General features: G+C 65.1%; 20 protein-coding genes. 13 read left to right on the forward strand and 7 right to left on the reverse strand.

Features of this window, described 5'->3' with window-relative positions:
• Window positions 1–43 precede the first annotated feature (43 nt).
• From IM738_RS06485 to IM738_RS06495, 3 genes are all read right to left on the reverse strand, one after another.
• Entirely contained in the window at window positions 44–1333 is a 1290-nt protein-coding gene (locus IM738_RS06485; protein ID WP_236965068.1) for an NAD(P)/FAD-dependent oxidoreductase, read from the reverse strand.
• Window positions 1334–1442: 109 nt separating this feature from the next.
• Window positions 1443–2333, reverse strand: coding sequence for a Dyp-type peroxidase (locus IM738_RS06490; RefSeq protein ID WP_236965069.1), 891 nt, complete (start codon window positions 2331–2333; stop codon window positions 1443–1445).
• A 106-nt stretch (window positions 2334–2439) separates the two neighbouring features.
• A complete protein-coding gene (locus IM738_RS06495; protein ID WP_236965070.1) occupies window positions 2440–3075 on the reverse strand; it encodes a GntR family transcriptional regulator in 636 nt (211 codons plus the stop codon).
• A gap of 139 nt (window positions 3076–3214) precedes the next feature.
• On the opposite strand from IM738_RS06495, the gene scpA reads away from it, so the two are divergent.
• The 5 genes from scpA (at window position 3215) to IM738_RS06520 (ending at window position 10881) form a co-directional block, all read left to right on the forward strand.
• On the forward strand, window positions 3215–5371 hold the full coding sequence (scpA, locus tag IM738_RS06500; RefSeq protein WP_236965071.1) for a methylmalonyl-CoA mutase: 2157 nt from the start codon (window positions 3215–3217) through the stop codon (window positions 5369–5371).
• A complete protein-coding gene (meaB, locus tag IM738_RS06505) occupies window positions 5368–6372 on the forward strand; it encodes a methylmalonyl Co-A mutase-associated GTPase MeaB (RefSeq protein WP_236965072.1) in 1005 nt (334 codons plus the stop codon). The genes scpA and meaB overlap by 4 nt, the downstream gene beginning before the upstream one ends.
• Window positions 6373–6401: 29 nt before the next feature.
• Window positions 6402–7934: an acyl-CoA carboxylase subunit beta gene (locus tag IM738_RS06510; protein WP_236965073.1), complete on the forward strand. Its 1533-nt coding sequence runs from the start codon at window positions 6402–6404 to the stop codon at window positions 7932–7934.
• A gap of 323 nt (window positions 7935–8257) precedes the next feature.
• Entirely contained in the window at window positions 8258–10309 is a 2052-nt protein-coding gene (locus IM738_RS06515) for an acetyl-CoA carboxylase biotin carboxylase subunit (protein ID WP_236965074.1), read from the forward strand.
• Complete coding sequence (locus tag IM738_RS06520) at window positions 10306–10881, forward strand: VOC family protein (RefSeq protein ID WP_236965075.1); 576 nt, start codon at window positions 10306–10308, stop codon at window positions 10879–10881. The genes IM738_RS06515 and IM738_RS06520 overlap by 4 nt, the downstream gene beginning before the upstream one ends.
• A gap of 72 nt (window positions 10882–10953) precedes the next feature.
• Here the strand turns inward: IM738_RS06520 and IM738_RS06525 are convergent, their stop codons facing one another.
• The gene (locus IM738_RS06525; RefSeq protein ID WP_236965076.1) at window positions 10954–11331 is read right to left on the reverse strand and encodes a cupin domain-containing protein; all 378 of its coding nucleotides are present in this window, start codon (window positions 11329–11331) and stop codon (window positions 10954–10956) included.
• 126 nt (window positions 11332–11457) lie between these two features.
• On the opposite strand from IM738_RS06525, the gene IM738_RS06530 reads away from it, so the two are divergent.
• Together IM738_RS06530 and IM738_RS25970 are read left to right on the forward strand one after the other, a co-directional pair.
• Window positions 11458–11796 carry a hypothetical protein gene (locus IM738_RS06530; protein WP_236965077.1) on the forward strand — a complete coding sequence of 113 codons (339 nt, stop codon included), beginning with the start codon at window positions 11458–11460 and terminating at the stop codon, window positions 11794–11796.
• 86 nt (window positions 11797–11882) lie between these two features.
• Complete coding sequence (locus tag IM738_RS25970; protein WP_336886553.1) at window positions 11883–14201, forward strand: methyl-accepting chemotaxis protein; 2319 nt, start codon at window positions 11883–11885, stop codon at window positions 14199–14201.
• Window positions 14202–14213: 12 nt separating this feature from the next.
• On the opposite strand, the gene rsxB is transcribed toward IM738_RS25970, so the two are convergent.
• The 3 genes from rsxB to IM738_RS06550 form a co-directional block, all read right to left on the reverse strand.
• The gene (rsxB, locus tag IM738_RS06540; RefSeq protein ID WP_236965078.1) at window positions 14214–14873 is read right to left on the reverse strand and encodes an electron transport complex subunit RsxB; all 660 of its coding nucleotides are present in this window, start codon (window positions 14871–14873) and stop codon (window positions 14214–14216) included.
• Window positions 14874–14919: 46 nt separating this feature from the next.
• On the reverse strand, window positions 14920–16404 hold the full coding sequence (locus IM738_RS06545; RefSeq protein WP_236965079.1) for a polyhydroxyalkanoate depolymerase: 1485 nt from the start codon (window positions 16402–16404) through the stop codon (window positions 14920–14922).
• Window positions 16405–16614: 210 nt separating this feature from the next.
• The gene (locus IM738_RS06550; RefSeq protein ID WP_236965080.1) at window positions 16615–17811 is read right to left on the reverse strand and encodes an amino acid aminotransferase; all 1197 of its coding nucleotides are present in this window, start codon (window positions 17809–17811) and stop codon (window positions 16615–16617) included.
• A 111-nt stretch (window positions 17812–17922) separates the two neighbouring features.
• Here IM738_RS06550 and uvrB point away from each other — a divergent pair, with 111 nt between their 5' ends.
• The 6 genes from uvrB to iscU all read left to right on the forward strand — a co-directional run bounded on the left by uvrB (window position 17923) and on the right by iscU (window position 25192).
• Window positions 17923–20028 (forward strand): excinuclease ABC subunit UvrB, encoded by a 2106-nt coding sequence (gene uvrB, locus IM738_RS06555; protein WP_272907809.1) that lies wholly within the window; start codon window positions 17923–17925, stop codon window positions 20026–20028.
• A gap of 96 nt (window positions 20029–20124) precedes the next feature.
• Complete coding sequence (locus IM738_RS06560) at window positions 20125–20817, forward strand: LuxR C-terminal-related transcriptional regulator (protein ID WP_236965082.1); 693 nt, start codon at window positions 20125–20127, stop codon at window positions 20815–20817.
• Window positions 20817–22748 carry a sensor histidine kinase gene (locus tag IM738_RS06565; RefSeq protein ID WP_236965083.1) on the forward strand — a complete coding sequence of 644 codons (1932 nt, stop codon included), beginning with the start codon at window positions 20817–20819 and terminating at the stop codon, window positions 22746–22748. Before IM738_RS06560 ends, IM738_RS06565 begins: the two co-directional genes overlap by 1 nt.
• A 211-nt stretch (window positions 22749–22959) precedes the next feature.
• A complete protein-coding gene (gene iscR, locus IM738_RS06570) occupies window positions 22960–23493 on the forward strand; it encodes a Fe-S cluster assembly transcriptional regulator IscR (RefSeq protein WP_236965084.1) in 534 nt (177 codons plus the stop codon).
• 82 nt (window positions 23494–23575) lie between these two features.
• Window positions 23576–24793 (forward strand): IscS subfamily cysteine desulfurase, encoded by a 1218-nt coding sequence (locus IM738_RS06575; protein ID WP_236965085.1) that lies wholly within the window; start codon window positions 23576–23578, stop codon window positions 24791–24793.
• A gap of 12 nt (window positions 24794–24805) precedes the next feature.
• A complete protein-coding gene (gene iscU, locus IM738_RS06580; RefSeq protein WP_077331347.1) occupies window positions 24806–25192 on the forward strand; it encodes a Fe-S cluster assembly scaffold IscU in 387 nt (128 codons plus the stop codon).
• The last annotated feature ends 1 nt before the right edge of the window (window position 25193 follow it).

Consider the following 25193-nt stretch of genomic DNA (forward strand, 5'->3'; position numbering starts at 1 on the left):
AAGCCGGTTCCACGGCATCCTGGAGCAAGCCACCTCAAGCGGCTTACTTGCCCGTGATCTTGGCCTTGAGCTTGGTGATGCCGATGAAGTCCATGATGATCTTTTCGTAGATCGGCTCTGACGTGCCTTTCTCCATCTTGCGCATGAAGTACTTCTCGAAAGCCACCTTGGCCAGGTGCACCCACTTGCCTTCCGCGAACCAGCTCACGTTGCGCGGCGGGATCTGCGGCAGTGCCACAAAGGCCGCGCCGGTGTCGCCGAAGTCGGCCAGGCACACCGTGTTCCAGGTGGCCTTGTGCGTCGGCTCCTGGCCGTCCAGCAGTTCACGGATGTTGTGTGCCGTGGCCGTGACCATGGACTCGATCATGTAGCCAGTCTTGGGCGTGCCGCACGGGATGGGCGTGACCTCCACCGGCGGGATCGCGACGCACACGCCCACGCTGAAGATGTTCTTGAACCGGGCGTTGCGCTGGTGGGCGTCGATGGTGATGAAGCCGCGCGGGTTGGTCAGGCCTTCGATGCCGAAGACCGCGTCCACCCCCTTGAAGGCCGGCAGCATCATGCTGTGCTTGAAGGGCAGCACGTGTTCCTTGATGGGCTGGCCCTGGTCGTTGTGCTCGGTCACGTACATGTTGCCGGCTTCCACCTTGGTGGTTTTGGCGTTGCAGATCCACTTGATGTGGCGCTGGCGCAGGGCCGATTCGAGCATGCCCTTGGAGTCGCCCACGCCGCCCAGGCCCAGGTGACCGATGTAGGGCTCGGGCGTCACGTAGGTCATGGGCACCTGGTCGCGGATCTTGCGCCGGCGCAGGTCGGTGTCCATGATCATCGCGAACTCGTAGGCCGGGCCGAAACACGACGCGCCTTGCACCGCGCCCACCACGATGGGGCCGGGGGCCTCCACGAATTGATCCCAGGCGGTCTTGGTGGTCTCGGCGTGGCTCACATGGCAGATCGACTGCGTGTGGCCGCCGTGCGGGCCCAGGCCTTCGACTTCGTCGAACGCCAGCTTGGGGCCGGTGGCGATGACCAGGTAGTCGTAGTCCACCCGGCTGCCGTCTTCCAGCTCGATCTGGTTGGTGTCGGGGTGCACCCGCCTGGCGCGCTGGATGATGGACTGAATGCCTTTGCGCTGGAGTGCCGGGACGATGTCCACCTCGATGTCCTTGCGTTGGCGCCAGTCCACGGCCACCCAGGGGTTGGACGGGACGAAATGGAACTTGGGCGCCTCGCTGATCACGGTGACCGTGTCACCGGCGCGGGCGAGCGCCTTCATTTCATAGGCCATGGGCATGCCGCCGAGGCCGGCGCCCAGAATGACGATGTGAGCCATGGGATTGTCTCCAAGTGGTCGGTGTGAGAGTCACTTGGATGATGGATGCTCCTGGGGGTATGTGACTTGACAATTGTCAAGCCCGCTCCCCGGACAAACCCTTGACTGGTCAGAGCCCGATGGCGCGCAGATCGATCTCGCCGTTGCACACCGGCGGGCACCAGAAGTACGCCCCCGTTTCGGGCTCGGTGAAACCAAACAGGGCGTCGACGATGCCGTCTTCGGCGCCGGACATGCGGCGCAGCTGGGCTTCAAAGGCGTCGAACGAGCAGCCGAAGGCGGCAAACACCAGGCCCCCTTCGTTGCCCTCGGCCCAGGGCATCGAGCGCCGCAGCACAAAGGCCTCGGGATCGAAGTTTTCCTGCGCGGTGCGCTTCACATGGGCCGACTCGGGCGCGTCGTCGAGCTCCTGATTGCTCTCGCGCTCCCGGCCGATGGCGTGGTCCTGCTGCTGTTTGGACATGGCCTCGAAGCGGCTCATGTGGTGGCACCAGCGCTGCACCGCGACAAAGCTGCTGCCGGCCAGCAGCCCCGCGCTGTCGGGCAGCACGGCGGCCGCCTCGGCATCGGCCCCCTCGGGGTTTTCGGTGCCGTCCTGGTAGCCGGTCAGGTCTCTGCCGTGGTTGTGGTTGAAGGCATCGGTGATGTCCTGCACGTCGAACGCTGGTGCGATCAAGGCCTCCAGGTGGCGGCTGCGGATCAGCAGCTCGCCGCGGTCGGTGCCGCGCAGCCAGATGAGCAGGTCGGCGGGCGTGGCCGGGAGTTTGACGCGCGCGCCCTCAACGCCACGGAAGCTCCTGAGGCCCGGGACCGTCGCATCCAGCTCGCGCACCAGCGATGCGCCCAGCCCGACGATGGTGTGTTGGCCGTCGGCTTGACCGGCCAGCCGGCGCAGCACGGTGCGCGGGTCTGCGCCGACGCGCAACTGGCAGGTGAGGTAGCGGCCCTGGGCCGGAACGGGTTCGAAGATGCCCGGTTGGGCGGTGGGCGCGGTGCTCATGCAGGTTCCTGATGGGTTCGGTGAACGGCCTGACCCGGTGTGATCAAGCCTGCTCCCAACCGAATTTATCAGCCCGTGAGACCACCTTCCGTGGCCCCTCAGGTGATCACGCGGCGGCTTCGAGCCCGTTCTGGAAATGCTCGTGCATGCGCTGCTGCGTCAGCTCGGCGTTGCGCGCGAGCAGGGCGACCATGATGGCGCGGTGTTCGGCCAGCGATTCGTCGATGCGGCCGGTCTTGAACAGCGAGTTGTGGCGGTTGAGCTTCATGACCTTGCGCAGGTCGGCCACCATCTGCTCGCGCCAGCGGTTGTTGGCGATTTCGAGCACGCGCATGTGAAAACGCTCGTTGAGCGCAAAAAACCGGTCGCGGTCAGGGAGGGCGGCTTCGAGGTCGGCGTGCAAGGCCTTGAGTTCGGCCAGCTCGGTGTCGCTTGCGCGCTGGGCCACCACACCCGCAGCGTCGGATTCGAGCAGGGCGAGCAGGTGGTAGACGTCGGCCAGGTCCTTGTCGGACACTTCGGTCACGTAGGCGCCGCGGCGCACCTTCATGGTCACCAGGCCTTCGGCGGCCAGCACTTTGAGGGCTTCCCGCAGGGGCGTGCGGCTGATACCGTATTCCTCGGCGATCTTGAGTTCATCGATCCAGCTGCCAGGCTCCAGCTCGCGCTTGAAGATGCGCTGGCGCAGCAGCTCGGCGACTTCTTCGTACAGGGCGCGGGGGGCGAGCGAAAGGGCGGACATGGATTTACAGCGGGGGGATCTGTGGGTGTGTGACTGGCCGTGATTGTAAGCGGGCAGGAATATTTTGCATCAATAATTATGAATGATATAAAATCGCCGACGCGAATTTGTTGTCCCTTTGTAGCCCCACGCACCCGCCATGAGCCAGAACACGCCCGAATTCACCCCCGCCACCCTCGACGCCTGGACCAAGGCGGCCCAGAAATCCGTTCCCGGCGGCGACGTGAACGCGCTGAACTGGGTCACGCCCGACGGTATTTCCGTCAAGCCGTTGTACACGGCAGAAGACACGGCGAACCTGCCGCACACCAACACGCTGCCGGGTTTTGAGCCCTTCATCCGCGGCCCGCAGGCCACCATGTACGCGGTGCGGCCCTGGACGATCCGCCAGTACGCCGGGTTTTCCACCGCCGAAGAATCCAACGCCTTCTACCGCAAGGCGCTGGCCGCCGGCGGGCAGGGCGTGTCGGTGGCCTTCGACCTGGCCACCCACCGCGGCTACGACTCCGACCACCCACGCGTCACCGGCGACGTGGGCAAGGCCGGCGTGGCCATCGACTCGGTCGAGGACATGAAGATCCTCTTCAATGAGATCCCGCTGGACAAGGTCAGCGTCTCCATGACGATGAACGGCGCCGTGCTGCCGGTGCTGGCGGGCTACGTGGTGGCGGCGGAAGAGCAGGGCGTCTCGCAAGACAAACTGAGCGGAACGATTCAGAACGACATTCTGAAAGAGTTCATGGTCCGCAACACCTACATCTACCCGCCCGAGCCGTCGATGAAGATCATCGGCGACATCATCGAGTACACGGCCCAGCACATGCCGAAGTTCAACTCGATCTCGATCTCGGGTTACCACATGCAGGAGGCGGGCGCCAACCAGGCGCTGGAGCTGGCCTTCACGCTGGCCGACGGCAAGGAGTATGTGAAGACCGCCATCGCCAAGGGCATGGACGTGGACGGGTTCGCCGGGCGCCTGAGCTTCTTCTGGGCGATCGGCATGAACTTCTACCTGGAGATCGCCAAGATGCGCGCGGCCCGCCTGCTTTGGACGCGCATCATGAAGGGCTTCGACGCCAAGAACCCCAAGAGCCTGATGCTGCGCACGCACTGCCAGACTTCGGGCTGGTCGCTGACCGAGCAGGACCCGTACAACAACGTGGTGCGCACGGCCATCGAAGCCATGGCCGCAGTGTTCGGCGGCACGCAGTCGCTCCACACCAACAGCTTTGACGAAGCCATCGCCCTGCCCACCGAGTTCAGCGCCCGCATCGCGCGCAATACGCAGCTGATCATCCAGGAAGAGACCCACATCACGAGTGTGGTCGACCCTTGGGCCGGCAGCTACATGATGGAAAGCCTGACGCAGGAAATGGCCGACAAGGCCTGGGCCATCATCGAAGAGGTCGAGGCCATGGGGGGCATGACCAAGGCCGTGGACAGCGGCTGGGCCAAGCTGAAGATCGAAGCGGCGGCGGCGGAGAAGCAGGCTCGTATCGACAGCGGCAAGGACGTGATCGTCGGCGTCAACAAATACAAGCTCAAGACCGAAGACGCCATCGAAGCACGAGACATCGACAACGTGGCGGTGCGCGACGGGCAGATCGCTCGACTGAAGCAGATCAAGGCCAGTCGTGACGCAGCCAAGGTCGAGGCCGCACTCAACGCGTTGACCGCGTCCGCCGAGTCCGGCCAGGGCAACCTGCTGGACCTGTGCATCCAGGCCATGCGCCTGCGCGCCACGGTCGGCGAGGTGAGCGATGCGCTGGAAAAGGTTTTTGGGCGCCACCGCGCCGATACACAAAAGGTGACCGGTGTGTACGCAGCTGCCTACGATTCCGCCGAAGGCTGGGACGCCCTCAAGACAGAGATCAACGCGTTTGCCGAAGCGCAAGGCCGCCGTCCGCGCGTGATGATCAGCAAGCTCGGCCAGGACGGTCACGACCGCGGCGCCAAGGTGGTGGCCACGGCCTTCGCCGACCTGGGCTTTGACGTGGACATGGGGCCGCTGTTCCAGACACCCGAAGAATGCGCCCGCCAGGCGATCGAGAACGACGTGCATGCTGTGGGCGTCAGCACCCTGGCCGCCGGTCACAAGACCCTGGTGCCCGCCATCATTGCCGAGCTGAAGAAGCAGGGCGCCGACGACATCATCGTGTTCGTGGGTGGCGTGATCCCGCGCCAGGACTACGAGATGCTGTACGAGGCGGGCGTCAAGGGCATCTATGGCCCCGGCACGCCCATTCCCGCCAGCGCGAAGGACGTGCTGGAGCAGATCAAGAAGGCGATTGCGTGACCCCTGCCGAGTTGCAGGCCGGTGTGCTGACCGGCACCGGCGCCGTGCAGCGCCGCGCCATGGCCAAGGCCATCACGCTGCTGGAGTCGACCCGCGCCGACCACCGTGCGCAAGGCGATGAGTTGCTGACGGCGCTGCTGCCGCACACAGGCAAATCGTTCCGGCTCGGCATCAGCGGTGTGCCCGGCGTGGGCAAGAGCACCTTCATCGAGGCGCTGGGCCTGTACCTGATTGGGCTGGGCCACCGTGTCGCGGTGCTGACCATCGATCCTTCGTCCACCGTCTCGGGCGGTTCCATCCTGGGTGACAAGACCCGCATGGAGCACCTGAGCGTGCACGAGCGGGCCTACATCCGCCCCAGCCCGAGCAGCGGCACGCTGGGGGGCGTGGCCGAGAAGACGCGCGAAGCCATGCTCGTCTGCGAAGCCGCGGGCCACGACATCGTGATGGTGGAAACCGTTGGAGTGGGCCAGAGCGAGACGGCCGTGGCGAACATGACCGACATGTTCTGCCTGCTGCAACTGCCCAACGCGGGCGACGACCTGCAGGCGATCAAGAAGGGCGTGATGGAGTTGGCCGATCTGGTGGTCATCAACAAGGCCGACATCGATCCCGACGCCGCTACCCGCGCGCGCGCGCAAATCACGTCTTCGTTGCGCCTGCTCGGCCTGCATGGCCACCCGGAACATGCCCATCACGACGAACGCATCTGGCACCCGCAGGTGATCCAGATCAGCGCGCTGCACAACCAGGGTGTGGACAGCTTCTGGGCCGAAGTGTCCCGATTCCGCACCGTGCAGACCGCCAACGGCCGGCTCGCCGCGCGCCGCCAGCACCAGGCGGGCGCCTGGATGTGGGAGCGCATCGACGCCGGCCTGAAGCAACGCTTCCGTGAACACCCGCAGATCCGCGCAAGGCTCGACGACACCACCCGCCGGGTGCTGGCCGGTGAACTGCCTGCATCCACCGCAGCGCGCCAGCTGCTCGAATTGTTTGACTGAAGACGTACCGATTTTTCTGGAGAAAACGCATGCAAGACATCCTGGACCAGCTGGAGCAAAAGCGCGCCGCAGCCCGCCTCGGTGGCGGTGAAAAGCGCATCGCCGCACAACACGCCAAGGGCAAGCTCACGGCGCGCGAGCGGCTGGAAGTGCTGCTCGACGAGGGCACGTTTGAAGAGTGGGACATGTTCGTCGAACACCGCTGCACCGACTTCGGCATGCAGGACAACAAGATTCCCGGCGACGGCGTGGTCACCGGCTACGGCATGATCAACGGCCGCCTGGTGTTCGTCTTCAGCCAGGACTTCACGGTCTTCGGTGGCGCGCTGTCCGAAGCGCATGCTGAGAAGATCTGCAAGGTGATGGACCAGGCCATGAAGGTCGGCGCGCCGGTGATCGGCCTCAACGATTCGGGCGGCGCCCGCATCCAGGAAGGCGTGGCCTCGCTCGGTGGATACGCCGATGTGTTCCAGCGCAACGTGATGGCCAGTGGCGTGGTGCCGCAGATCAGCATGATCATGGGCCCCTCGGCCGGCGGCGCGGTGTATTCGCCCGCCATGACCGACTTCATCTTCATGGTCAAGGATTCGAGCTACATGTTCGTGACCGGCCCCGAGGTGGTGAAGACCGTGACGCACGAAGAAGTGACCGCCGAAGAACTGGGCGGCGCCGTGACGCACACCACCAAGAGCGGTGTCGCCGACCTGGCGTTCGAGAACGACGTGGAAGCGCTGCTGATGCTGCGCCGGCTCTACAACTACCTGCCGCTGAACAACCGCGAAAAAGCCCCCGTGCGCCCCAGTGGTGACCCGATCGACCGCATGGACCTGAGCCTCGACACCCTGGTGCCCGAGAACCCGAACAAGCCCTACGACATGAAGGAGCTGATCGTCAAGACGGTGGACGACGGCGATTTCTTCGAGCTGCAGCCCGAGTACGCGAAGAACATCCTGATCGGCTTCGCGCGCATGGACGGGCAGACGGTTGGCATCGTGGCCAACCAGCCGCTGGTGCTGGCCGGTTGCCTGGACATCAAGTCGAGCATCAAGGCCGCGCGCTTCGTGCGTTTCTGCGATGCGTTCAACATCCCGGTGATCACTTTCGTGGACGTGCCCGGCTTCATGCCCGGCACCTCGCAGGAGTACGGCGGCATCATCAAACACGGCGCCAAGCTGCTCTACGCCTACGCCGAGTGCACCGTGCCGAAGATCACCGTGATCACGCGCAAGGCTTACGGCGGCGCCTACGACGTGATGGCTTCCAAGCACCTGCGCGGCGACGTCAACTTCGCCTGGCCCAACGCCGAGATCGCGGTGATGGGCGCCAAGGGGGCGGTGGAGATCATCTTCCGCGAAGACAAGGGCGACCCGGCCAAGCTGGCGGCCAAGGAAGCCGAATACAAGGCCCGCTTCGCCAATCCCTTCGTGGCGGGTGCGCGCGGTTTCATCGACGACGTGATCCTGCCGCACGAGACGCGCAAGCGCATCTGCCGTTCGCTGGTGATGCTGAAGGACAAAAAGCTGGAAAACCCGTGGCGCAAGCACGGAAACATTCCTCTTTGAGCCGCATGGTGCTTGGCATGACCTGGGCTGGCGCTGGATCGGACTGTGTGGGCGTTTTGCTCCGTGTCCCCCGGCCTTCGGCCTCCTCCTTTACCTGCGCAAAACGCCCACACAGTCCGATCCTGGTGGGTGGGTATGCCGCTGTCTTGTGTTCAATCTCCTTCGCAGCCATGGGCACGGTGTGCCTGCCGCAGCGAAGTAGAGGAGGAGCCGACCGCAGGTCGGCGGGGGACATGAGCGGAGGCAGGCACACCGTGCCCATGGCGGGCACAGCGGCGCATCCCCGAACAAACAACACACTTGCTCTCGTCTAGGAGACTGAAATGTTCACCAAAATTCTCATTGCCAACCGCGGCGAAATCGCCTGCCGCGTGATCGCCACCGCCAAGAAGATGGGCATCGCCACCGTGGCGGTGTATTCCGAAGCCGACAAGGAAGCGCGCCACGTTCAGCTCGCCGACGAGGCCGTGTTGCTCGGCCTGGCGCCTTCGCGCGAGTCCTACCTGGTGGCGGACAAGATCATTGCCGCCGCCAAGCAGACCGGCGCGCAGGCCATCCACCCCGGCTACGGCTTCCTGTCGGAAAACGAAGCTTTCGCCAAACGCTGTGAAGATGAAGGCATCGCCTTCATCGGCCCGCGCCATTTCTCCATCGCGGCCATGGGCGACAAGATCGCGTCCAAGAAGCTGGCCAACGAGGCCAAGGTCAACACCATCCCGGGCTGGAACGACGCCATCGAAACGGCCGAGCGCGCGGTCGAGATCGCCAAGGACATCGGCTACCCCGTGATGATCAAGGCCTCGGCCGGCGGCGGCGGCAAGGGCCTGCGCGTGGCTTTCAACGACAAGGAAGCCTTCGAGGGCTTCACCTCGTGCCGCAACGAAGCCCGCAACAGCTTCGGCGACGACCGCGTCTTCATCGAAAAATACGTGCTGGAGCCGCGCCACATCGAGATCCAGGTGCTGGGTGATTCGCACGGCAACGTGATCTATCTGAACGAACGAGAGTGCTCGATCCAGCGCCGCCACCAGAAGGTGATCGAAGAGGCGCCGTCGCCCTTCATCTCCGACGCCACCCGCAAGGCCATGGGCGAGCAGGCGGTGGCCCTGGCCAAGGCGGTGAAGTACCAGAGCGCCGGCACGGTGGAGTTCGTGGTCGGCAAGGACCAGGACTTCTACTTCCTGGAAATGAACACCCGCCTGCAGGTGGAACACCCGGTGACGGAGTGCATCACCGGCGTGGATCTGGTGGAGCTGATGATCCGTGTAGCCGCAGGCGAGCAGCTGCCGATCACCCAGGACCAGGTGCAACGCAACGGCTGGGCCATGGAGTGCCGCATCAACGCCGAGGACCCGTTCCGCAACTTCCTTCCCTCCACCGGCCGCCTCGTGCGTTTCCAGCCACCGGCGCAGACCATGCACCAGTCCAACACCGCCGATCTGTACGGCGTGCGCGTGGACACCGGTGTGGTCGATGGTGGCGAAATCCCGATGTACTACGACTCGATGATCGCCAAGCTCATCGTGCACGGCAAGGACCGCAATGAAGCGATTGCCAAGATGCGCGAGGCGCTCAACGGTTTCGTGATCCGCGGCATCAGCAGCAACATCCCGTTCCAGGCCGCGCTGCTGGCGCACCCGAAGTTCGTGTCGGGTGAGTTCAACACCGGCTTCATCGCCGAGCACTACGCGCACGGTTTCCGCGCCGAAGACGTGCCGCACGACGACGCCGACTTCCTGGTCGCTCTGGCCGCTTTCGTGCGCCGCAAGTCGCGCGAGCGCGCAGCGGGCCTGACCGGCCAGCTGCCGGGCTACGGCGTCAAGGTCGGCCACGACTTCAGCGTGATCACGCTGGGTGCCGCTGGCCAGAACCGCTACACCGCCGTGCACGTGGACGAGGTGTTGGGCCAGCTCGGTTCTGCCGTGGTCACCATCGGAGGCAAGCGCTTCGAGATCAGCAGCCCTTCGCGCCTGAACGACATCTGCATCACCGGCGTGTGCAACGGCCAGCCGTTCACCGCGCAGGTGGAGCGTGGCACGCCACGCAACCCGCTGGCCCTGGTGGTGCAGCACAACGGTACGCGCATCGAGACCGTGGTGGTCTCGCGTCGCATGGCCGAGCTGCACAAGTTGATGCCGTTCAAGGCAGCCCCCGACATGAGCAAATACGTGCTCTCGCCCATGCCCGGTCTGCTGGTCGACGTGGCGGTGCAGGTCGGCCAGAAGGTGCAGGCCGGCGAGCGCGTGGCGGTCATTGAAGCCATGAAGATGGAGAACGTGCTGTTCGCCGCGGCCGATGGCATCGTATCCAAGGTGCTGGCGTCCAAGGGCGAATCGCTGGTGGTGGATCAACCCATCGTGGAGTTCGAGAAATGAGCAGCCCCCACGCTTCACCGCTGCGCGGTTCGCTGCCCCCCGAGGGGGCTGATCCGGCTTGGGGCGGCCCGGCGCCGGATCGTCAGGGCACGCCAAGACCGTTCAAGGTGCTGGGCGTCCAGCAGATCGCCATCGGCGGGCCCGACAAGCTGCGCCTGCAGACGCTGTGGGTGGACATGCTGGGTCTGGAGAAGACCGGCAGCTTCCAGAGCGAACGCGAGAACGTGGACGAAGACATCTGCGCCATCGGCAGCGGCCCGTTCAAGGTCGAGGTGGACCTGATGCAGCCCATCGACCCCGAGAAGAAGCCGGCCGTGCACACCACACCGCTGAACCACATCGGCCTGTGGATCGACGACCTGCCTGTGGCGGTGGAGTGGCTCACGGCCAATGGCGTGCGCTTCGCTCCTGGCGGCATCCGCCAGGGCGCGGCGGGTTTTGACATCACCTTCCTGCACCCCAAGGCGAACGAGGAATTTCCGATCGCTGGCGAGGGCGTGCTGATTGAACTGGTGCAGGCGCCGCCCGAGGTGGTGGCTGCCTTTGCGAAGCTGGCGGGGAGCCCTGCCTGAACGATTGAAGAAGCCGAGGAGACAGGCCCTGCGGAGCTCGCGCCCGCAGGGCCATTTTTCTGCCCGCTCGGTTTACTCGCAGATCATGTAGGTCTTGGTGAGCTGCTCCAGCACCTCGAATTCGCCTTCAAATCCGGGCGGGATGTACAGCCCCTCGCCCGGCCCCATCTCTTCAAATCCGCCCAGCGCATCGTGCACGCGGCAGCGCCCGCTGAGCACCGTGAACAGCTCGCGCTCGGTCGGCCCCATGGCGATGCGCCAGCGCCCGGGCTCGCAGCGCCACACGCCGCAAAACACCTGCCCGGCGGGCAGGCCTTCGTCCACCCGGTTCCAGGTTTCGCGCAGCGGGTTGCCCCGGAGGAGGCGCTCGGGTCTGGGGTGATCGGTCTCGGGCTGCCCGGCGGGCTGGGCATCCAGCCGGATGAGGCGGTTGGGGTGGGTTGTGGACATCCCTGGATTGTGCCAAGGCCATGTCGAGGGCTGGAGCAGGGCGGTTTTTCCCGTGTTGTTCGAGGGACCCGTCCACGCGCGGGTGGGTACGCTGGTGCCACACGTTCAACCCAGCAGGATCCCGCCATGGACACCACGCCCAACCCCTTCAGTGCCATGCCGGGCCTCGCCCCGGTGGTGACCGCCGTCCAACAGGGCGATCGCCGGTGGGCGCAACAGCCGCCGGTCTGGCGCGAACGTGAGCTCTCGCTGCACTGGCCGCTGGAGTTGCTGGAAGCGTTCAGCCTTCGCATGGCCAGCCACGGCATGTCGATCAGCCGGGCGCTGATGCTGAGCGACAAGCGCTACGCCTTGAAACAGCTCGTGCACGCGCAAACCCTGTGCGACGAGACCCTGCGTCTGATCTCGATGCAGCTGTTTCGCCACTTCGAGGCGCGGCAGGCCGGCATCTCCCCGCTGCACTGATCCGCGCCGTGACGCTCCTGGGGCTCAAGTACGACCCCATTCGCGTCGATAGATGTTTGTTGCAGTCTTTCTGGAGCCACTTGGTCATGTTCCGAATTCAACCCATGATGCCCGGCGTATGGCTGATGCGCCGCCTGCGTCTGCCCGTCAAGCTCGGTCTTCTCGCCATGGCGCTGGTGGTGCCGATGGTGGTGGTGTGCGTGCTGCTGGTGCAGCGCATCGGGGGTGACATCGACTTCACCGAGCGGGAGGCGCAAGGTTCGCACAGCATCGCGCGCCTGGCCGACCTCGTCACGGCGGTCCAGACGCACCGTGGTCAAACCCACATGCTGCTGTCGGGCAACGCGTCCGTCCGCGGCGCGCTCGACAAGACACGCGGCGAGCTGCAAGCTGCGCTGGCGGCGGTGGGCGCCGAACTCGACCGACGCCCTGACTTCGAGGTGGCTGCCGAATGGAAGACCCTGGCCAGCCGGCTGGAGCAGCTCCCGGCGACCGAGCGCTTGCCGGCCCCGGAGTCCTTTCAGTCCCACACCGCCTTGATCGACGATCTGCGTCGTCTTGTCTACACGATGGGTGAACGGTCCAGCCTGCTGTTTGACCCCGACCCTGCCAGCTACTTCCTGATGGACATGGTGGTCTCCCGCACCGTGCCCTGGACCGAGTTGATCGGGCGCCTGCGCGGCCAGGGGGCCGGCCAGCTGAGCCTGCCCCAGCCGGACCCTGAAGCCGTGACCCGCCTGCGCCTGCAGCTCGACAGCCTGCAGGCCGACGCCCTTGACCACCGGTTTTCCATGGGGTTTGCCGAACGCTACGGTCAGAACGGCCTGCAAGGCGAGTCCGCGTTGAAGGGCAGCGAGACCTTCATTGAGCAGGCGCGGCGTGCGCTGGACAACCCTGGAACGGTGACGAGCGCTGCCTTTTTTGAATCCGGCACCGCCGCGATCGGCGCAGTGCGCACCTACCAGACGGCGGTGCTGCAGCGGCTGGACACCTTGCTGGAGGCCCGGCTGGCGGCCTTGCGCACCCAGCGCCAGGTGGCCATGGGCGTGGCCTTGTTGGGCCTGGCCGCATTGACGTACCTGCTGTTGTCCTTCTACATGAGCTTCGTGGTCGACTTCCGCCATGTGAGCAGCGTGATGAGCCAGACCGCCCAAGGCAACCTGCGGGCGCATGTGCAGGTGCGGGGCAACGATGAGCTGGCCGACCTGGCGGCGCAGCTGGCGAACATGATCAACAAACTGTCGGGCATGGTTGCCGAAGTCCGCAGCAACTCGGCGCTGGTGGCCTACGCGGGCAAGAGCCTGGTGGCGGGCAACCGCGATCTGGCCGACCGCACCGAACAGCAGGCCGCCAACCTGGAACAGACGGCGGCCAGCGTGCAGGAACTGTCCAGCACCGTGCACCAGAACGCCGAAACTGCGGTCAATTCCGACGCTCAGGCGGCCCGCGTGCGCGACGTGGCGGAAGCGGGTGCCCAGGCCATGGTGCGCGCGGTGGATTCGGTCGAGGGCATCCAGAAGAGCGCACAGCAGATGAACGAGATCATCGGCGTGATCGACAGCCTGGCGTTTCAGACCAACATCCTGGCGCTCAACGCGGCGGTGGAAGCGGCGCGCGCCGGCGAGCAGGGCAGGGGGTTTGCCGTGGTGGCGAGCGAGGTGCGCAGCCTGGCGCAGCGCTCGGCCGCCTCGTCGCGCGAGATCCGTGAACTGATCCAGGCCTCGGGGGCGCAGGTCTCGGCCAGCGTGGCGCAGATGCGCGTGGCCGGCACCAACATGACCGAGATCGTCAACGGGGTGCGTGGGGTCGCGGCCAACATGTCGCTGATCTCGGCCGCCAGTGCCGAGCAGAGCAGCGGCCTGAGCGAAATCTCGACCGCCGTCGGCCAACTGGACGAAATCACGCAGCGCAACGCCCAGATGGTGGAGCGCGCGGTGCAGCAGGCCACCCAGCTGGAAGGCCGTGCGGCCACGCTGGCGCAGGCGGTGTCGTCCTTCATGCTGCAGCAGGGGGCGGCCGAGGAGGCCATGCAGCTGGTGCAGCAGGCGCTCGCGTTGCGGGCGCAATCGGGTCGAGAGGGTTTTCTGCGCGACATCACCGACCCGGCCCGGGCCTTTCACGACCGCGACATGTATGTGTTCGCCCTCGACCGCCTCGGCAGCTACCGGGCTTTCGGTGGCCGGCCCGACAAGGTCGGTGGCCGGGTGCAGGACATCCCCGGCGTGGACGGCGCGTCGCTGCTGGAGGCCATCGTGGCGCAGGCCGAGCTGGAACCGGGCTGGGTGGAGTACGACATCACCAACCCGCAGAGCGGCATCGTCCAGACCAAGATGTCTTACGTGACCAAGGTGGACGACCTGTACGTGGGCTGCGGGGTGTACAAGTCGCTGAGCGTGGCGGCCTGACGGCGCCGGCGCTCAGGCCGCAGCGTCCCGTTTCGCGCGGGCGCGGGCCAGGGCGGCTTCGATCACCGAGCGCTTTTTGTCGAGCACGGCGGGGTCGGTGTGTTGCGAGTGGGTCGCCAGATCGGCCAGCTTCATCCGGGCCTTGGCTTCCTGCCGTTGATCGTGTTCAAGCTGCTCGCGCGCCAGGCGCGCCGTGCGCTGCTGGTACCGTTCGCGGCCCTGCGCCGCCTGGGCCGCGGTCCAGGCCTGCCAGCCCGTGCGTTCGCCGCTCACCACCTCCAGTGAAATGCAGTCCACCGGGCAGACCGGCAGACAGAGCTCACAGCCCGTGCAACAGGGCTCGATGACGGTGTGCATGAGCTTGTTGCTGCCGACGATGGCGTCGGTCGGGCAGACCTTGATGCACAACGTGCAGCCGATGCACCAGTCTTCGTCAATGACCGCCAGGGTCAGCGGGCCTTCGATGCCGTTGGCGGGGTTGAGCGGGGTGACGGGCTGGCCGGTGAGGGCCGCGAGCCGCTCGATGCCCTCTTGGCCGCCAGGCGGGCACTGGTTGATGCAGGCCTCGCCGGCGGCGACAGCCTCGGCGTACCGGGCGCAGTCCGGGTAACCGCAGCGCGTGCATTGCGTCTGTGGCAGGGCGGCGTCGATGCGCCGGGCGAGGTCGTTCATGAAGCCAATATACCGGGGAGCGGGCTGCTCCCCGGGGTCCGCACCATCAGGCTGCGGGTGCCTTGCCCTTGGCGGCTGCTTTGACCACGGGCTTGGATGCGGTTTTGCTCGCGGCCACGGCCTTGACCGCAGCCTTGACCACGGGCTTGGCTGCCACCTTGGGCGTGGCCTTTTTGGCCACAGGCTTCACCACGACCGCGGACTGGCGCGCGGGGCGTTCGGCCGGTGGGGCCACCGCCGCAGGGGCCGTGTCGGGAGCCGCCGCCTTGGGCTGGTGCGCCAGGATGAAGGTCTTGACCACCGGGTACACCATCTCGCGCCAGCGGCGGCCGCTGAAAATGCCGTAGTGGCCCGCGCCCTTGGCTTCGTAGTGCATCTGGTGCGTCTTGGGGATGCTGGTGCACAGGTCGTGCGCCGCAGCCGTCTGGCCCGAGCCCGAGATGTCGTCCAGCTCACCTTCCACGGTCAGCAGACCGGTGGTGGCGATGTCTTCGGGGCGCACGCGCTCGACCTTGCCGGCTTCGTTCTTCACGTCCCAGGTGCCATTGACCAGCTTGAAGTCCTGGAACACGGTCTCGATGGTTTCGAGGTAGTAGTCGGCGTCCATGTCGAGCACGGCGTTGTACTCGTCGTAGAACTTGCGGTGGCTCTCGACGCTGGAGTTGTCGCCCTTGATCAGGTCTTTGAAGTAGTCGTAGTGGCTGGTGGCGTGGCGGTCGGGGTTCATGGCCACAAAGCCGGTGTGCTGCAGGAAACCGGGGTAGACGCGGCGGCCGGCACCAGGGAAGTTGCTCGGCACCCGGTAGATCACGTTGTTTTCAAACCAGCTGTGGCTGCGCTGCGTGGCCAGGTTGTTCACCGCGGTGGGCGATTTGCTGGCGTCGATGGGGCCGCCCATCATGGTCATGGACAGCGGCGTGGTTTCGCCGCGGCTGGCCATCAGCGACACGGCGGCCAGCACCGGCACGGTGGGCTGGCACACGCTCATCACGTGGCAGTTGCCGTAGTTCTTCTGCAGGTAGCGGATGAATTCCTGCACGTAGTTCACATAGTCGTCGAGGTGGAACTCACCCTCGGACAGCGGAACCAGGCGCGCGTTCTTCCAGTCGGTGATGTAGACCTTGTGGTCTTTCAACATGGTGCGCACGGTGTCGCGCAGCAGGGTGGCGTAGTGGCCCGAGAGCGGGGCCACGATCAGCACGACCGGCTGGCCCTTGAGCTTGCCCAGGGTGGCGGAGTCGTCGGTGAAGCGCTTGAAGCGGCGCAGTTCGCAGAACGGCTTGTCGATCTCGATGCGCTCGAAAATCGCCACGTCCACCCCGTCCACATCGGCGGTGGTGATACCGAACACCGGTTTTTCGTAGTCCTTGCCCAGGCGGTGCATGAGGTCGTAGCCCGCTGCCACCCGCTGCGCCAGCGGCATCTGCGCCAATGGCAGCGCAGGGTTGTTGTAGAGCTTGGCGGCGACCTCGGCCAGGTCCGCGAACGGCTCCATCATGGAGCGCTGGGTTTCGTAAATCTGGTAGAGCATGGGGGAACCAATGGTTATGTTGCAGTGCAATATAACAGCATGTGGCAAGACCCGAAACGGTGGAAACACCTAATTTCCCCGGGCTTTTGTCACCTTTGTGAAAGAATGACCGGCCCGGTTTTCAGGGTCGCCACAAGCCGAACCGCAGGGAGTGAGGCCACCCAGCAAAAAGCCGCTCCAGGAGCGGCTTTTTGCTGGGTGGGGGCAGGTTCAGACCACTTTGGCGATGGCCTGGCAGACGTAGTCGATGTTCTTGCTGTTGAGCGCGGCCACGCACATGCGGCCGGTGTCGGTGCCGTAGACGCCGAACTCGCTGCGCAGGCGCACCATCTGGTCCTTGGTGAGGCCCGAGTAGCTGAACATGCCGATCTGGGTGGTGATGAAGCTCATGTCCTGCTTCACGCCGGCGGCCTTCAGGCCGTCCACCAGCTTCTGGCGCATGGCCTTGATGCGCACGCGCATCTCGCCCAGCTCTTTTTCCCACAGGGCGCGCAGCTCGGGGTTGTTCAGCACCGCGGCGACCACGGCACCGCCGTGGATCGGCGGGTTGGAGTAGTTGGTGCGGATGACGATCTTGAGCTGCGACAGCACGCGGTCGCATTCTTCCTTGCTTTCGCAGACCACCGACAGGGCGCCCACGCGCTCGCCGTACAGGCTGAAGCTCTTGGAGAAGCTGGTGGATACAAAGAAGGTCAGGCCGGCGGCCACGAACTTGCCGATCACGGCGCCGTCTTCGGCGATGCCGTAACCGAAACCCTGGTAGGCCATGTCGAGGAACGGGGTCAGGCCCCTGGCCTTGACCACGGCGATCACCTGGTCCCACTGGGCGGGGGTGATGTCGTAGCCGGTGGGGTTGTGGCAGCAGGCGTGCAGCAGCACGATGGTGCCGGGCGCTGCGGCATTCAGGCTGGCCAGCATGCCGTCAAAGTCCACATCGCGCTTCTCGGCGTCGTAGTAGGCGTAGGTGTCCACGGCGAAGCCGGCGCTGGTGAACAGGGCTCGGTGGTTCTCCCAGCTGGGGTCGGAGATCAGCACGGTGGCGTTGGGGCTGACCTTCTTCAGGAAGTCGGCGCCGATCTTCAGGCCGCCCGTGCCGCCGATGCCTTGCACCGTGGCCACGCGGCCACTTTTGACGACGTCGCTGTCCGCGCCAAAGACCAGGCCCTTGACGGCCGCGTCGTAAGCGACGATGCCGTCGATGGGCAGGTAACCACGGGCGGTGGGCTTCTCCATCATGGCTTTTTCAGCCGCCTGCACGCACTGCAGCAGGGGCAGCTTGCCGGTGTCGTCGAAATACACGCCCACGCCGAGGTTGACCTTGTTGGGGTTGGTGTCGGCAGCGAACTGCTCGTTCAGACCCAGGATGGGGTCGCGGGGGGCCATTTCGACGGCGGTGAACAAAGACATGTCAGAGGTCCTGAAGTGTTGAATGCGCAGGGGCTGTGGGGGATTCGCTGCCCAGGCAGCCCAGCGCTGATTGCGGTAGGCTGTCGGGTTGTCCCGCAATTTTATCCGCCCATGTCCGCCTCCCCGTCCGCTTCCCTGAGCCTTGTTGAGGAACCGACCGTGCCAGAGGGTGAATTCGTTCGCTTTCCCGGTTCACCGTTCGAGCTCTTCATGCCCTATCCGCCGGCGGGTGACCAGCCCACCGCGATTGCGCAACTGGTGGAGGGTGTGAACGATGGTGAGGTGTTCCAGACCTTGCTGGGCGTGACCGGCTCGGGCAAAACCTTCACCATGGCCAACGTGATCGCCCGCCTGGGGCGCCCGGCCATCGTGTTCGCGCCCAACAAGACGCTGGCCGCGCAGCTGTACAGCGAGTTCCGCGAGTTCTTCCCGAAGAACGCGGTCGAGTACTTCGTCAGCTACTACGACTACTACCAGCCCGAGGCCTATGTGCCGCAGCGCGACCTGTTCATCGAGAAGGACAGCGCGATCAACGAGCACATCGAGCAGATGCGGCTGAGTTGCACCAAGAGCATCCTGGAGCGGCGCGATGTGGTGATCGTGGCCACGGTGTCGGCGATCTACGGCATCGGCAAACCCGAGAGCTACCACCAGATGGTGATGCTGCTGCGGGTGGGCGACAAGATGGGCCAGCGCGACCTGATCGCGCAGCTGGTGCGCATGCAGTACGCGCGCAACGAGGCCGATTTTTCGCGCGGCAAGTTCCGCGTGCGCGGTGACACCATCGATGTGTTTCCGGCCGAACACAGCGAGATGGCGATCCGCATCGAGCTGTTCGACGACGAGATCGAAACCCTGCAACTGTTCGACCCGCTCACCGGCAAGGTGCGGCAGAAGATCCCCCGCTTCACGGTCTACCCCAGCAGTCACTACGTGACGCCGCGCGAGCAGGTGCTCAACGCGGTGGAGCTGATCAAGGACGAGCTGCGCGAGCGCCTGGGCCAGCTGGTGGGCATGGGCAAGCTGGTGGAGGCGCAGCGGCTGGAGCAGCGCACCCGGTTTGACCTGGAAATGCTCAGCGAGGTGGGCCACTGCAAGGGCATTGAAAACTACTCGCGCCACCTGTCGGGCAGCGCTGAGGGCGAGCCGCCGTCCACGCTGACGGACTACCTGCCCAAAGACGCGCTGATGTTCCTGGACGAGAGCCACGTGCTCATGGGCCAGTTCGGCGGCATGTACAACGGCGACCGCGCGCGCAAGACCACGCTGGTGGAGTACGGCTTCCGCCTGCCCAGCGCGCTGGACAACCGGCCGCTCAAGCTCGAAGAGTTCGAGCAGCGCATGCGCCAGGTGGTGTTCGTTTCGGCCACGCCGGCCGACTACGAAAAGACGCACTCGGGCCAGGTGGTGGAGCAACTGGTGCGCCCCACCGGTCTGGTGGACCCGGAGGTGGAGGTGCGACCCGCCACCCACCAGGTGGACGACGTGCTGCAGGAAATCCGCATCCGTGTCGAGAAGAACGAGCGCGTGCTCATCACCACGCTGACCAAGCGCATGGCCGAGCAGCTGACCGACTACCTGACGGAAAACGGCGTCAAGGTGCGTTACCTGCACAGCGATGTGGACACCGTCGAGCGCGTGGAAATTCTGCGCGACCTGCGACTGGGCGCGTTCGACGTGCTGGTCGGCATCAACCTGCTGCGCGAGGGCATCGACATTCCCGAGGTGTCGCTGGTGGCGATTCTCGATGCGGACAAGGAGGGCTTCCTGCGCTCCGAACGCAGCCTGATCCAGACCATCGGCCGCGCCGCTCGCAACCTGAACGGCCGCGCCATCCTGTACGCCGACCGCACCACCGATTCGATGGCGCGCGCCATCGGCGAGACCGAGCGGCGCCGCACCAAACAGATCGCGCACAACCTGGCCATGGGCATCGAGCCGCGCAGCATCAACAAGCGCATCAAGGACCTGATCGACGGTGTGTACAGCGAAAAGGCTGGCAAGGAAGCCGACCGCCTGGCCGCCGAGAGCGCGCTGCGCGCCAGCGTGGACGACATGAGCGAGAAGGATGTGGCGCGTGAGATCAAGCGGCTGGAGAAGCTGATGCTGGAGCACGCGCGCAACCTCGAATTCGAGAAGGCGGCGGGGGTGCGAGACCAGTTGGCGCACCTCAAGGCCCAGCTGTTTGGCGCTTCGGGGCGTGACCAGCTGGCCTGAGGTTCTGCCCCACAATGGAGGGCCAAGCGCCCACGCCGGGGCCGGCCAACAGAGCCGGGTCGTGGGCATCTCCCATAAGAAGACGCCACTCCACCCATGTCAGTTCTGCCTGAGCCGCACGAGTTGCCCGCCACGGACGGTGCCACGCGCATCTATCTGATCGAAGACGACCCCTCCATCGTGCAGTTTGTCCAGCGGGCACTGGTGTCGCGCCCATCGTGGCGTCTGGTGGGCCACTCGGGCAGCGTGGATCACGCTCGCCAGCACGCCCTGGCGGGTCGCGCGAATGTGTTTCTGGTGGACCTCGGGCTTCCGGACGGACGCGGGGAGGAGCTGTTGCGCTGGCTGGCGCACGAACGGCCCGATGCCGAATTGCTGGTGTTCACGGTGTTCGGTGGCGAGTCGAGCTTGGTGGCGGCACTGCAGGCAGGCGCTACAGGGTACGTTCTCAAAGGTTGCCGGTCGGATGAGCTGATCGCTGCGATCGAGCAGATCCGCGATGGCGGCGCCCCCATTTCGCCGCTGCTGGCTCGGATGCTGCTGAAGCAGTTCCGTGTCGCACCGGACGCGCCCGCTCCCTCGCTGGTCCTCCACGATGTGCTGTTGTCCGAGCGCGAGACCGAGGTGCTCAGGCTGGTGGCTCAGGGCTACGTGAACAAGGAGATCGCTCAGCGCCTGACCATTTCCCCCGCCACGGTGGGCTCGCACATCAAGAACCTGTACCGCAAGCTCGCGGTCCACAGTCGTGTGCAGGTGGTCCGGGTGGCGCAGAAGCGTGGGTTGCTGTGATGCCAACGGGTGCCCTGACCCGGCGGATACTGGGCACGCCAGCCTATCTGTGGGCCGGGTTGCTGGTGCTGGCGCTCTTCATCGCCCTGCTGTGGGTGTCTCGAACCGGGGCGGTCGACGGTGCCTACGCGATCCGTCATGCGCAGGTCACCCACAGCCAGTCGGGTGTCGCTCTGCACACCACGGTGAGTTTGCCGCATGTGTGGGACGACCAGACGCCACCTTGGCATGGTGAGGCCCGTTACCGGCTGGACTGGCCCGCCAGCCTGGGCACCGAACGCCCGCTTGGCTTGTTGTTGCCCCGCGTGGGCGCGCGCTACCGCGTGTGGCTGAACGGACATGAGGTGAGCGACCGTTTCTGGGCACGGTCCGGCTTTGTCGACACCTCGCTGGTCCCTCACCTGGTGCTCTTTCCCAAGGCATGGCTTGCTGCTGATCCAGGTGCCAACCAGCTGGACATCGAGGTGAAGGGTCAGCCCTTGCGCAAGAGCGGGCTCTCCATCGTCCATCTCGGCGACGCCGATGCCTTGAACCACCGCTATGAGCAGCTCATGTGGTGGCAGGTGTATGCCACGTGGATGGTGGCGGCCTGTTCGCTCATGGTGGGCCTGATGTCGCTGCTGATGTGGTTGCAGACCCGTGAACGCATGTTCGGTCTGCTCGTAGGCGCGACATTCGCCTGGACCGTGCGCCTGGCGCTGACGCCCATGGAAACGCCACCCATGCCTTTCGAGGTCTGGTATTACCTCCACAAGCTGTCCTTTACCGTCTACTGCGGTTGTCTGTACCTGTTCATGTGGGAACTCTTTGAATACCGGCAGGGTTACATCCGCAACTTCGTCAATGGTTTGCTGGTGGTCGGGCCGGTGTGGCTGGCGGTCACGGTCTATTTCAACCAATACGACATGTACCGCCTCTGGATGGGCATCATCACGGCCACGTCCGCCGTGGCACTGGTCAAGCTCTTCCATCGTGCCCGCTGGGGGCTGGACTCCAATCAGCGCCTCATGGTGCTCGTGGGTGCGGCCACCATGGCCACAGGGGTGCGTGACTTTGCGGTGGTCAACATGGGGGCGCCCGGTGATGCCGACATCCGGTGGATGAATGTGGGCTCACTGATGCTGTTGTATGCCCTGGGCTGGGTGCTGGTGCGCCGCACCGCTTCGTCGATGGAGCAGGTGGGGCGCCTGAACGCTGAACTGGCCCAGAAGGTGAGTGAGCGCGAGAGCGAGCTGCACCGCCTGTTTGAACGCCTGCGACTTGTGGAAAGCCAGCGGGTGCTGGAGTGCGAACGCCGGCGCCTCACGCGGGACATGCACGACGGCCTGGGCAGTCAGCTGGTGCAGGCCCTGAACGTGGTCCGCAGCAGCGGCGGGCAGGTGGACAGTGCGGCGGTGGCCGCGATGCTCAATCACGCGCTGGAAGACCTGCGCATGACGCTGGACTCTCTGGAACCGATGGAGGGTGACCTGCCCACCATCCTGGGGACCCTGCGCCAGCGCATCGCACCTGCGCTTCAGGCGGCACGCATCGACCTGGACTGGCAGGTGCAGGACGTGCCCGCCATTCCCGGCCTGGAGGCGCAGGGTGTGCTGCACGTGTTCCGTTGTCTGCAAGAGGTGTTCGCCAACATCGTGAAGCATGCGCAGGCCAGCCGCGTGACGGTGCGCACGCTGGAAGTCGACGGGTGCGTCGAGCTCAGTGTCAGTGACGACGGTGTCGGGCTGGATGCACCGCCTGACGGCACGGTGAGAGATGGAGGACGGGGGATCGGCCACATCCGTCTGCGAGCGGCAGAGCTGGGGGTACAGGTTCACTTTGACGGAGCCAACCCGGGCACCTGTGTGCGCTTCCTGTTTCCCTTGCAGTCCCCTCCATTCGATGGTTTCTCGATGCAGACCCGGGAACCGGGACAGGCGATTCTGCTCTGACTTTCAGGGTGGTCAAGGAGCAGCCGTGCGCCCGGGAAGACCCAGCGCATTACTGGGGTATGGGGTATACTCGATAAAAACAGTCGGATAACAGTTTGACGATGCAGCTGCACTTGATGCAGTTGGGGTGGGTGGAGAAGTCGCTGGCCAGGACACCGGGTGTTTCAGCCAGCCATTCACAACGACCAAGCCTCACGAACAGGAGCCTCACATGCGCCTCACGACCAAAGGCCGCTTCGCGGTCACAGCCATGATCGACCTGGCCCTGCGCCAGAACAATGGGCCAGTCACCCTGGCGGCCATCAGCCAGCGTCAGCAGATTTCGCTCTCCTACCTGGAACAGCTGTTTGGCAAGCTGCGTCGCCACGAGCTGGTGGAGTCCACCCGTGGACCGGGCGGCGGCTACACCCTCGGGCGCAAGGCGTCCGACATCACCGTCGCCGACATCATCGTGTCGGTGGACGAGCCGATCGACGCCACACAATGCGGCGGCAAGGAAAACTGCCTGGGCGAAGGCAACCGCTGCATGACCCACGAGCTGTGGGCTGCGTTGAACGCCAAGATGGTGGATTTTCTCGACTCCGTGTCCCTGCAGTCGCTCGTGGAAGAGCAGCTGGCCAAGGGCGTGGTGGTGGAAAACGCCCCCATGATCAAACGCGCCATTTCCAGCGCGCCGGTGGTCAAGCCGATCCGAGTCAATGCACCCAACTCGGTGTTTGCCCTCGGTAACGCATTCTCCAAATAACGGGTGAAGCGGCTCGAGAGCGCCCCCTGGCGCCGACGAAACGCGACCTCCAACGCCCAGCCAGCCCCTCTCTTTGCCAGCCATGAGCACACCACACTTTCCCATCTACATGGACTACAGCGCCACCAACCCCTGCGATCCGCGGGTGGTGGACGCCATGATTCCCTGGTTGCGCGAGCATTTCGGCAACCCGGCCTCGCGCAGCCACGCCTGGGGCTGGGAAGCTGAAAAAGCGGTCGAGACCGCCCGCGATCAGGTGGCTGCGCTCATCAACGCCGATCCGCGCGAAATTGTGTGGACCAGTGGCGCCACCGAGTCCAACAACCTGGCGCTCAAGGGCGCGGCGCAGTTCTACAAGACCAAGGGCAAACACCTCATCACCGTCAAGACCGAGCACAAGGCCGTGCTCGACACCATGCGCGAGCTGGAGCGCCAGGGTTTTGAGGTGACCTACCTGGACGTGCAGGCCGACGGCTTGCTGAATCTGGACGCCTTCAAGGCCGCGATCCGCCCCGACACCATCCTGGCTTCGGTCATGTTCGTGAACAACGAGATCGGCGTCATCCAGGACATCGCTGCCATCGGCGCGATCTGCCGCGAGAAGGGTGTGATCTTCCACGTGGACGCGGCCCAGGCCACGGGCCGGGTGGACATCGATCTGCAAACGCTGCCGGTGGACTTGATGAGCCTGACCAGCCACAAGACCTACGGCCCCAAGGGCATCGGTGCTTTGTACGTGCGTCGCAAACCGCGCATCCGCATCGAAGCGCAGATGCATGGCGGCGGCCACGAGCGCGGTATGCGTTCGGGCACGCTGCCCACCCACCAGTGCGTGGGCATGGGCGAGGCCTACCGCATTGCCAAAGAAGAGATGCATGCTGAGAACGTGCGCATCAAGGCGCTGCACGACCGCATGCTGGCGGGTCTGAAAGATGTGGAAGAGGTGTTCATCAACGGCCACGAGACCCAGCGCGTGCCGCACAACCTCAACATGAGCTTCAACTACGTCGAAGGCGAGTCGCTGATCATGGGCATCAAGGGCCTGGCGGTGTCGTCGGGATCGGCTTGCACCTCGGCCAGCCTGGAGCCCAGCTACGTGTTGCGCGCCTTGGGCCGCAGCGACGAACTGGCTCACAGCAGCCTGCGCATGACGATCGGTCGCTGGACCACCGAAGAAGAGATCGATTACGCGATCGGCACGATCAAGGAAAACGTGGCGAAGCTGCGTGAGTTGTCCCCCCTGTGGGAAATGTTCAAAGACGGCATTGATATCTCGACGATTCAATGGGCCGCACACTGAAGGAGAAAGACCATGGCTTACTCAGAAAAGGTCGTTGACCACTACGAAAATCCGCGCAATGTCGGCTCGTTCGACAAGGGCGACGAGTCCGTCGGCACCGGCATGGTGGGCGCGCCCGCCTGCGGCGACGTGATGAAGCTGCAGATCAAGGTGAACCCGACCACGGGGGTGATCGAAGATGCGCGTTTCAAGACCTACGGCTGTGGCTCGGCGATTGCCTCCAGCTCGCTCGTGACCGAGTGGGTCAAGGGCAAGACGCTGGACCAGGCGGCCGCGCTGAAGAACAGCGAGATCGCCGAAGAGCTGGCGCTGCCGCCCGTGAAAATCCACTGCTCCATCCTGGCCGAAGACGCCATCAAGGCGGCGGTGGACGACTACCGCAAGAAGCACCTGAACTGAT

The organism is Hydrogenophaga sp. SL48 (assembly GCF_021729865.1).
Taxonomy (GTDB): Bacteria; Pseudomonadota; Gammaproteobacteria; order Burkholderiales; family Burkholderiaceae_C; genus Hydrogenophaga.

Excerpts from the sequence above, each read along its gene's own strand:
- IM738_RS06520 (WP_236965075.1), top strand. The coding sequence starts at position 10,306 with ATGAGCAGCCCCCACGCTTCACCGCTGCGCGGTTCGCTGCCCCCCGAG.
- IM738_RS06510 (WP_236965073.1), top strand. The coding sequence starts at position 6,402 with ATGCAAGACATCCTGGACCAGCTGGAGCAAAAGCGCGCCGCAGCCCGC.
- IM738_RS06560 (WP_236965082.1), top strand. The coding sequence starts at position 20,125 with ATGTCAGTTCTGCCTGAGCCGCACGAGTTGCCCGCCACGGACGGTGCC.
- IM738_RS06545 (WP_236965079.1), bottom strand. The coding sequence starts at position 16,404 with ATGCTCTACCAGATTTACGAAACCCAGCGCTCCATGATGGAGCCGTTC.
- IM738_RS06515 (WP_236965074.1), top strand. The coding sequence starts at position 8,258 with ATGTTCACCAAAATTCTCATTGCCAACCGCGGCGAAATCGCCTGCCGC.
- IM738_RS06550 (WP_236965080.1), bottom strand. The coding sequence starts at position 17,811 with ATGTCTTTGTTCACCGCCGTCGAAATGGCCCCCCGCGACCCCATCCTG.
- IM738_RS06525 (WP_236965076.1), bottom strand. The coding sequence starts at position 11,331 with ATGTCCACAACCCACCCCAACCGCCTCATCCGGCTGGATGCCCAGCCC.
- IM738_RS06530 (WP_236965077.1), top strand. The coding sequence starts at position 11,458 with ATGGACACCACGCCCAACCCCTTCAGTGCCATGCCGGGCCTCGCCCCG.
- iscU (WP_077331347.1), top strand. The coding sequence starts at position 24,806 with ATGGCTTACTCAGAAAAGGTCGTTGACCACTACGAAAATCCGCGCAAT.
- IM738_RS06490 (WP_236965069.1), bottom strand. The coding sequence starts at position 2,333 with ATGAGCACCGCGCCCACCGCCCAACCGGGCATCTTCGAACCCGTTCCG.
- iscR (WP_236965084.1), top strand. The coding sequence starts at position 22,960 with ATGCGCCTCACGACCAAAGGCCGCTTCGCGGTCACAGCCATGATCGAC.
- IM738_RS25970 (WP_336886553.1), top strand. The coding sequence starts at position 11,883 with ATGTTCCGAATTCAACCCATGATGCCCGGCGTATGGCTGATGCGCCGC.
- uvrB (WP_272907809.1), top strand. The coding sequence starts at position 17,923 with ATGTCCGCCTCCCCGTCCGCTTCCCTGAGCCTTGTTGAGGAACCGACC.
- rsxB (WP_236965078.1), bottom strand. The coding sequence starts at position 14,873 with ATGAACGACCTCGCCCGGCGCATCGACGCCGCCCTGCCACAGACGCAA.
- IM738_RS06485 (WP_236965068.1), bottom strand. The coding sequence starts at position 1,333 with ATGGCTCACATCGTCATTCTGGGCGCCGGCCTCGGCGGCATGCCCATG.
- IM738_RS06575 (WP_236965085.1), top strand. The coding sequence starts at position 23,576 with ATGAGCACACCACACTTTCCCATCTACATGGACTACAGCGCCACCAAC.
- IM738_RS06495 (WP_236965070.1), bottom strand. The coding sequence starts at position 3,075 with ATGTCCGCCCTTTCGCTCGCCCCCCGCGCCCTGTACGAAGAAGTCGCC.
- IM738_RS06565 (WP_236965083.1), top strand. The coding sequence starts at position 20,817 with ATGCCAACGGGTGCCCTGACCCGGCGGATACTGGGCACGCCAGCCTAT.
- scpA (WP_236965071.1), top strand. The coding sequence starts at position 3,215 with ATGAGCCAGAACACGCCCGAATTCACCCCCGCCACCCTCGACGCCTGG.